The following is a 6,870-nucleotide window of genomic DNA, read 5'->3' on the forward strand; positions in this document are numbered from 1 at the left end:
TCCCTATCGGCTCAATCCGCGATCGTGACTGATCCCCAACCCCCGCGACAGCTCGCGCCCAAGCTCGCGGCCCGGACTCATTCCGATCTCAAGCCCCAGCTCGCGGGTGCGACCGCGCAGGATCGATTCCACCTGGGGATCGCGCTCAAGGCTTTTCGCCATGCCCGCCATCTCCTGCCCGAGCGTCTTGCGGCCCGCCATGTCGCCGGCGCGATAAAGCCGGTCGCGATCCTGGGAGAGCTGTTGCCAGCGTTCCACGAACCGATCGGCGCGCAAGTTCGGATCGGCCCGCACGCGCGCCTCTTGGCGTATCGCCTCGATCATCGGGCCGCTGCGCCCCGCCGCCGCCTCGCGCAGCAAGCCGGAATCGCGCTTCATCGCCTCGGCCATATCGTCCGAAGCTCGCGGCCGGAGCGTGTCGAGCGCCTGAACCGCGCGCTCGAGCGCGACCTTCTGATGTTCCAGCACCGGCCCGCCCGACGCCCGCGCCTGCAACACCGCCTCCGCCGAACGCGAGGCCCGCTCGACCGCGCGCCGGAAATCGCGATCCTGGCCCTGCTCGGCCCGCGCGGGCAATTCCTTCGCCGGCTCCGGCGTCGGCGTGCGCTGGGGCAGTTTCAGCCCGTCAAACATGCCCCGCTTGGGAGCCGGCTTTTCCTTCGCACCCTGTGCTGGCTCGGCCGCCTTCACCGGCGCGGCCGACAGCTTCAAGCCGTCGAACATACCGCGCCGCGACTGACGCTCGGCCGCGGCCTTCGCCTCGCCGGCACCGCGGTCGCCGCCAATATCGGGCGTGCGGGAATCCTCGCCCATCTGGCGTGAAGTTCCCGCGCGGGGCGCGAGGATCTCCACGCCCTTCCGCTCGGGTGCATCCGCAACGCGGATCTCACCCGACAGCCCGCGCCGATCGGCGAAGGATTGCGCCTCGGCATCGCGATCCCGATACATCGGATAGTCGGACGCCATATCCTTCGCCCGCTCGCGCGACAGCGTGCGGACAAGCCGGCGATCGTCGGCGAAGTCATCGCGGCCGTAATGGAGCTGCACCCCGTCGCGATGCCGGGACAGCGCCACATAGGCCGAATGGCGGTCCATGCCGGGGGTCGCCAGCACATGCGCCCGATCGACCGTCACGCCCTGCGATTTGTGGATGGTCGCCGCATAGCCATGATCGACATGGGCATAATCTTTCAGGTCGAACGCGACTTGACGGCCATCGTCCAACTTCACCGCCATGCTGTCGGGCGACACGCGCTCGACCTTGCCCAGCGTGCCGTTCTTCACCCCAAGGCCGCGATCGTTCTTGAGGAACATGATGCGGTCGCCGGTCGCGAACTCCCGCGCGCCCCGCTCGGCCGACACGCGCACGTCCTGGCCCAGCTCGCCGGCGTCGCGCAGCCGATCGCGCGCAGCCAGGTTCAGGTCGCGCACCTCGGCATTGGTATGGGTGAGGATGATCCGCGTCTTGTCGGGATCGGCGATGCGAGCGCGATCCCAGCCCTCCACAAGGCTTTCCCGCGCAGCCTCGCGCGTCTCGGCCGCGTGGACCATGCCATGCTCGGCATAGGCATGGATCGCCTCGCCGGTGCGGCCTGTTGCGAGCGCCCGCGTGGCGTCTTTCTGCCAGTCCTCATGCTGCCGGCGAACATCGCTGATCTCGGCCGCGCCGTAGCGCTCGGCCAGCGATCGGAACGCAGCGCCAGCCTCGATCGCCTGCAACTGCTCGGCGTCGCCGACAAGGATCACCTTGGCCCCTGCCCGTTCGGCCTCGGACAGCACCCGCTCCATCTGGCGCGTGCCGATCATGCCGGCCTCGTCAATCACCAGCACGTCGCGCGGACCTAGCAGCTCGCGGCCCTGCTCCCACTGATATTCCATGCTGGCGATCGTGCGCGAGGCGATACCGGAACCGCCCTCAAGCCCCTCGGCCGCGATCCCCGACAAGGCCGCACCGCGCACCTGATAGCCCGCCCGCTCCCATTCGTCGCGCGCAACGCCCAGCATGGTCGATTTGCCGGTGCCGGCATAGCCGACGACAATTGCCAAGTCGTTCTTGCCGGTGATATGCGCGAGCGCGTCCTTCTGCTGGCTTCCCAGCGCAAGGCCAACCCTCTCGGCGGTGTCTCGCCCCCCCATTTTAGACGCCGCCGGGAGACCATGCCCGGCCCGATCCGCTAGGCCGTAGCCGGCGCGCTCCAACCGCTGCTCGGTGTCGATCATCTCGCGCGACGTGAACCGGTCCTCGCCGCGTCCGTCCTTCCCCAGCGCTACCAGCTCGGGCGAGGTCCGCACCGCGCTCATCACCTGATCGAACTGGTCCTTGCCGTCGCTATGCCGGAACGCGAACTGCGCCAGGTCGCGCCGCGTGAACGTCGCCTGTTGGCGCGTGATCGCGTCGAGCGCGATTTGCGGATTGGCGATGATCTTCTCGCCATTCTCCCGCGCGATCCGGGCATGGTCCTCGACCCGCTCGGCCTCAAGCCCCTGTTCGGGCATACGCGACGCCGCCGGCCCGATCTTGTGCTGCGGCTCAAGCTCGATCCCCTGCGCCTCATAGCTGCGATGATCTATGCGCGCGTCTATATCCAGTTCGGCGAGGCGCTCGTTCACATGATCGGCCCACGCCTCGCGCCACTCCTGCAACAGCGCCGTGCTGTTCCACTCGCGCACCTTCTGGCCGAAGCCCTCCAGCCCTACCTCGCGCATCGACAGCATGACATGCGCGTGTGGCTTGGATTGCCCGTCCTTTCCCAAGTCCCAATGCACGTTCATGTCCGCGACCATGCCGCGCTCGACAAACTGCTTTTCGACAAAATCGCGGGCGAGCCGGATGCCCTCTTTCTGGTCCAGCTCGCGCGGAATCGAGAACTCGACTTCGCGGGCGAGCTGCGCGTCCTTGCGTTTCTCGCCCGCCTCGACCTCGTTCCATAGGGTCGCGCGATCGTTTAAACGCTCCGGTGTACCTTCGGGTAACATGATTTCCGAATGGACGACGCCGGCCTTGTTCGAGAAATCATGGTCGCGTCCTAGCCGGTCGTCGTGCAGCCGTTCCGCCGCACGATAGGCCGCGCTGGCAACGGCGCTCGATCCGTTGGCGCGACTGATGACCTTGGCCGAGAAATGGTAGATCGCCATGACGGCCGCTATACTGCCTTTCTTAGCGCACGTCGGCAACGACGTATAAGCGCGCACTCACACTCTCTGCCGTTCGCATGATTGACTTTGCCGCATTTTTTATCCGGAGCTGCTGTCCTGTCACCGCGACCGTGCTACGCTGCCACTCCCGATCATGGGCGCGAGGGAGAGAATATGCGTAAGGTCCGCGACTATGACGCCGAGTTGAAGGCGCTGGGCGACAAGGCCCGCGCCCTCAAGGCGAAGAAGGTCCAGCAGCTAGGCGAGCTGGTCACATCCACCGGGGCCGATGCGCTCGATCTCGATGTGCTGGCCGGGGTGCTGCTCGCCGCCGTCGAATCTGCCAGCGCCGACGAAAAGGAGGCGTGGCGCGCGAAGGGGTCCGCCTTCTTTCAAGGACGCGGCCGAAAGGCTGGCCGAAGCACTGGCGGCAACGCGGGAGGCGGAAGCAAAACTGGCGCAGGCGAGACGCAGGGTTGAAGCCGCACAGCGCCGCACCGATACGAGGGAATGGGCCGTGGCTCGCCGCGAACGCACCCGCCACCTCATAGAGCTGGGCGGCCTGGTCCAGAAAGCCGGCTTGGTCGAGCTGGCCGACGACGATCGCGCCACCCTCTACGGCGCGCTGCTCGAACTGGCCGCCAAGGCGCGCGAGGACCGCGACCGGCTCATGCTCTGGAAGCGGCGCGGCAAGCGCGCGTTCGACGCGGAAGCGGAAGGGAGAGACGCACCATGAACAGGCTCGATGTCGAAGCGATCCGCGCCCAGGTCCGCGCGCTCGATTTCACGCGCGGCACCCCGGCCGAAGTCGCGCTATGGCGCGAGGACGATGCCGACGCACGCGCCAATCTCGCGATCGAAGGCATGGACCTCGACTTGGCTGAACACGCCCTGTTCGACATGCTCCGCGAGGAATCCGTGCCCCCTCCCCTCGCCACCGCGATCGTCCTCAAGCTCCTCGATCATCCCGACGCCGACCCGACGCTGGCGATCTCGCCGGCGACGATCGGATGACGATGCGGACCGGCCTCGACCATCTGCCCGCCGTCAAGCGCCGCGAGCTGGAACGGGTCGCCCGCGTCCTGTTCGATGAATTTGAGGATGCCGTCAAAACCAAGCTCTCGGACAAGCGCAAGGGCGGCCGCATCCTCAAGCTGATCCTGTTCGGCTCCTACGCACGCGGCGATTGGGTCGAGGATCGCGCCAGCGGTTACATTTCCGATTATGACCTGCTCGTCGTCGTCAACGCCGACACCTTCACCGATCTGCAAACATGGTGGGCGGTCGCCGACGATCATCTGGTGCGCGAGCTGACCGTCACCAGGCACCTCGCCACACCCGTCAATTTCATCGTGCATTCGCTGATGGACGTGAACGACCAGCTCGCGCGCGGCCGTCCCTTCTTCGCCGACATAGCCCGCGACGGCATCGCCCTCTACGAAGCGCCAGGGCAAGCCCTCGCCGTGCCGCGCCAGCTCGACGCGCAGGAACGCCACGCCGAAGCCCTGCGCCATCGCGACCACTGGTTCCCGCTCGCCGCGCACGCGCTCAAGCTCGCCCGGGACAGCATTGCCGATGGCGTGCCGCGCGATGCCGCGTTCATGCTCCACCAGGCCGTCGAGCGGGTCTATAACGCCGTGCTGCTCGTCCTGACGCTCTACGCGCCCAAATCGCACCGTCTCGGCATCCTGCGCTCGCTCGCCGAAAATCTCGATCCCCGGCTGATCGAAGCCTGGCCGCGCGATACCCGCGCCGCCCGCCGCCATTTCGCGCAGTTGCAGCGCGCCTATGTCGAGGCCCGCTATTCCCATGCCTATGAAATCACCGCCGACGAACTGGCCTGGCTCGTTGACCGCGTGAAGCATCTCCACACGATCGCCGGCGCGATCTGCGCCGAACACCTCGCCGGCGACGACACCCCCGAGAAAAGCCCCGCCGATGAATGAGCATCCCATATCGGACGACGAACGCGCCCGACGCCAGAAGGCGATCGATTTCGCGCGGACCAATATCGAGCTGTCGGGCTTCGCTCTCTCGCCGGGAATGGCGGCGCTGGGCGTCCGGTTCGTCGCCGGCGAACTCTCCGAAAGCGAATACATCGCCGCCGCGCTCGCTCATGCCAACAGCCTGCCCGCAAGCGCGCCGGCGCAGGACTATTTCGCCAGCCTCGCAGAACTCGAAGCCGCATGGGAGGCCCGCGATCGGCCGTGATCCGCGCCGGATATTGGGAAATGACGATGGGAGGGAGTCCTGATGATGGAATGGTTCCGCCAGCTCGGCCGCGCGATCCGTAACCTTGCGCGCATCGCGCGGACCAACCCGATATGGGCGATCACCGCCCTTGTGGTCAGCCCGGTCGCCCTCATCCGCCATCTGTTCGGCGTCCTGGTGCTGTTCCTCATCACCGCCCTGGTGCTGGGGCTTGGGGTGCCGCTCATCCTCGGCAAGCTGCTCGGCCTGCCCCGCGATTCCAATATCTACCAGATCGTGATGATGCTGACGGGCCTGGTCATCTTCCTCGTCACGCTGCGCGCCCTCTTCCAACCGCTGATCCTGCGTTATGGCGGTCCTGCCGGCGACGACACGCACGGCTCGGCCCGTTTCGCCACCGATCGCGAGACAAAGCCCCTCGCCCAAAATGGCGACGGCCTGCTGATCGGTCGTGATCGCAAGTCGGGCAAGCTGCTGCGCTACGCCGGCCCCTCCCATCTGCTGACGATCGCGCCGACGCGCACCGGCAAGGGCGTGGGGACCATCATTCCCAATCTGCTCGACTATCCCGGTTCGGTCATCTGCATCGACCCCAAGGGCGAGAACGCCCGCATCACCGCCCGCCATCGCGCCAGGTTCGGCCCGGTCCATGTCCTCGATCCCTTCGGGGTGACGGGCATCGCCTCGGCCGCGTTCAACCCGCTCGATCGCCTCGACCCTGCCGGCCTCGATCTCGCCGACGACGCGATGACTCTGGCCGATGCGCTGGTCTATGACGCTCCCGGCGAAGCCGGCGAGGCGCATTGGAACGAGGAAGCCAAGGCGCTGATCGCCGGCATCCTCCTGTGGGTGGCCTGTGACCCGCAAGCGCAAGGCCAGGATCGCACGCTGGAAGCCCTGCGCGACTGCCTCACCTTCGCCCCTGATAATTTCCAGCGGATGCTGCGGGAAATGTCGCGCAGCACGCAGGCGCGGGGCCTGATCGCGCGTGCCGCCAACCGCCACCTGGGCAAGTCCGACCGCGAGGCAGCCGGCGTGCTGTCGGCCGCGCAGCGCCATACCCATTTTCTCGATTCCCCGCGCATGTCGGCCGTGCTGGGCCGCTCGGATTTCACCTTCGCCGATGTGAAGGCGCAGCCCACAACCGTTTATCTGGTGCTGCCGCCCGATCGGCTCGCCACCTATGCCCGCTGGCTGCGCCTGATGCTGGCGCAAGGGCTGACCGATCTGGCGCGCGCACCCGCCTCCCCTGCCCGCCCCGTCCTGTTCCTGCTCGATGAATTTGCCGCGCTCGGCCGCCTCGAACCTGTCGAGCGCGCTATGGGCCTGATGGCCGGTTACGGCATCCAGCTCTGGCCGATCTTGCAGGACGTTCACCAGCTCCGCGCGCTCTACGAGCGCCGCGCCGGCACCTTCCTGTCCAACGCCGGCGTCTTGCAGATATTGGCCCAGTCGGCCCCAAGCTGCGATTTTGGCCAAGTCGGAGAACGTTTTGGGAACGTGGCATTCGGTATTGACGATGGA

General features: G+C 67.0%; 7 protein-coding genes. 6 read left to right on the forward strand and 1 reads right to left on the reverse strand.

Annotated elements, in window-relative coordinates; translation table 11 throughout:
• Positions 1-3 precede the first annotated feature (3 nt).
• The gene (traA, locus tag CV103_RS11270) at positions 4-3,135 is read right to left on the reverse strand and encodes a Ti-type conjugative transfer relaxase TraA (protein WP_007686163.1); all 3,132 of its coding nucleotides are present in this window, start codon (positions 3,133-3,135) and stop codon (positions 4-6) included.
• Positions 3,136-3,309: 174 nt separating this feature from the next.
• Between traA and CV103_RS11275 the strand changes: the two genes are divergently transcribed.
• From CV103_RS11275 to CV103_RS11300, 6 genes are all read left to right on the forward strand, one after another.
• Positions 3,310-3,615 carry a conjugal transfer protein TraD gene (locus CV103_RS11275; protein ID WP_007686162.1) on the forward strand — a complete coding sequence of 102 codons (306 nt, stop codon included), beginning with the start codon at positions 3,310-3,312 and terminating at the stop codon, positions 3,613-3,615.
• 37 nt (positions 3,616-3,652) lie between these two features.
• Positions 3,653-3,871, forward strand: coding sequence for a conjugal transfer protein TraD (locus tag CV103_RS11280; RefSeq protein ID WP_007686160.1), 219 nt, complete (start codon positions 3,653-3,655; stop codon positions 3,869-3,871).
• The gene (locus CV103_RS11285) at positions 3,868-4,149 is read left to right on the forward strand and encodes a hypothetical protein (protein WP_007686159.1); all 282 of its coding nucleotides are present in this window, start codon (positions 3,868-3,870) and stop codon (positions 4,147-4,149) included. Before CV103_RS11280 ends, CV103_RS11285 begins: the two co-directional genes overlap by 4 nt.
• A complete protein-coding gene (locus CV103_RS11290; RefSeq protein ID WP_007686157.1) occupies positions 4,146-5,081 on the forward strand; it encodes a HEPN domain-containing protein in 936 nt (311 codons plus the stop codon). The genes CV103_RS11285 and CV103_RS11290 overlap by 4 nt, the downstream gene beginning before the upstream one ends.
• Positions 5,074-5,346, forward strand: coding sequence for an antitoxin VbhA family protein (locus tag CV103_RS11295; protein ID WP_007686155.1), 273 nt, complete (start codon positions 5,074-5,076; stop codon positions 5,344-5,346). The genes CV103_RS11290 and CV103_RS11295 overlap by 8 nt, the downstream gene beginning before the upstream one ends.
• 45 nt (positions 5,347-5,391) lie before the next feature.
• Positions 5,392-6,870 (forward strand): type IV secretory system conjugative DNA transfer family protein (locus tag CV103_RS11300; RefSeq protein WP_211314384.1); only part of this gene is annotated, 1,479 nt, incomplete at its 3' end.

Source organism: Edaphosphingomonas fennica (assembly GCF_003034225.1).
Taxonomy (GTDB): Bacteria; Pseudomonadota; Alphaproteobacteria; order Sphingomonadales; family Sphingomonadaceae; genus Sphingomonas_E; species Sphingomonas_E fennica.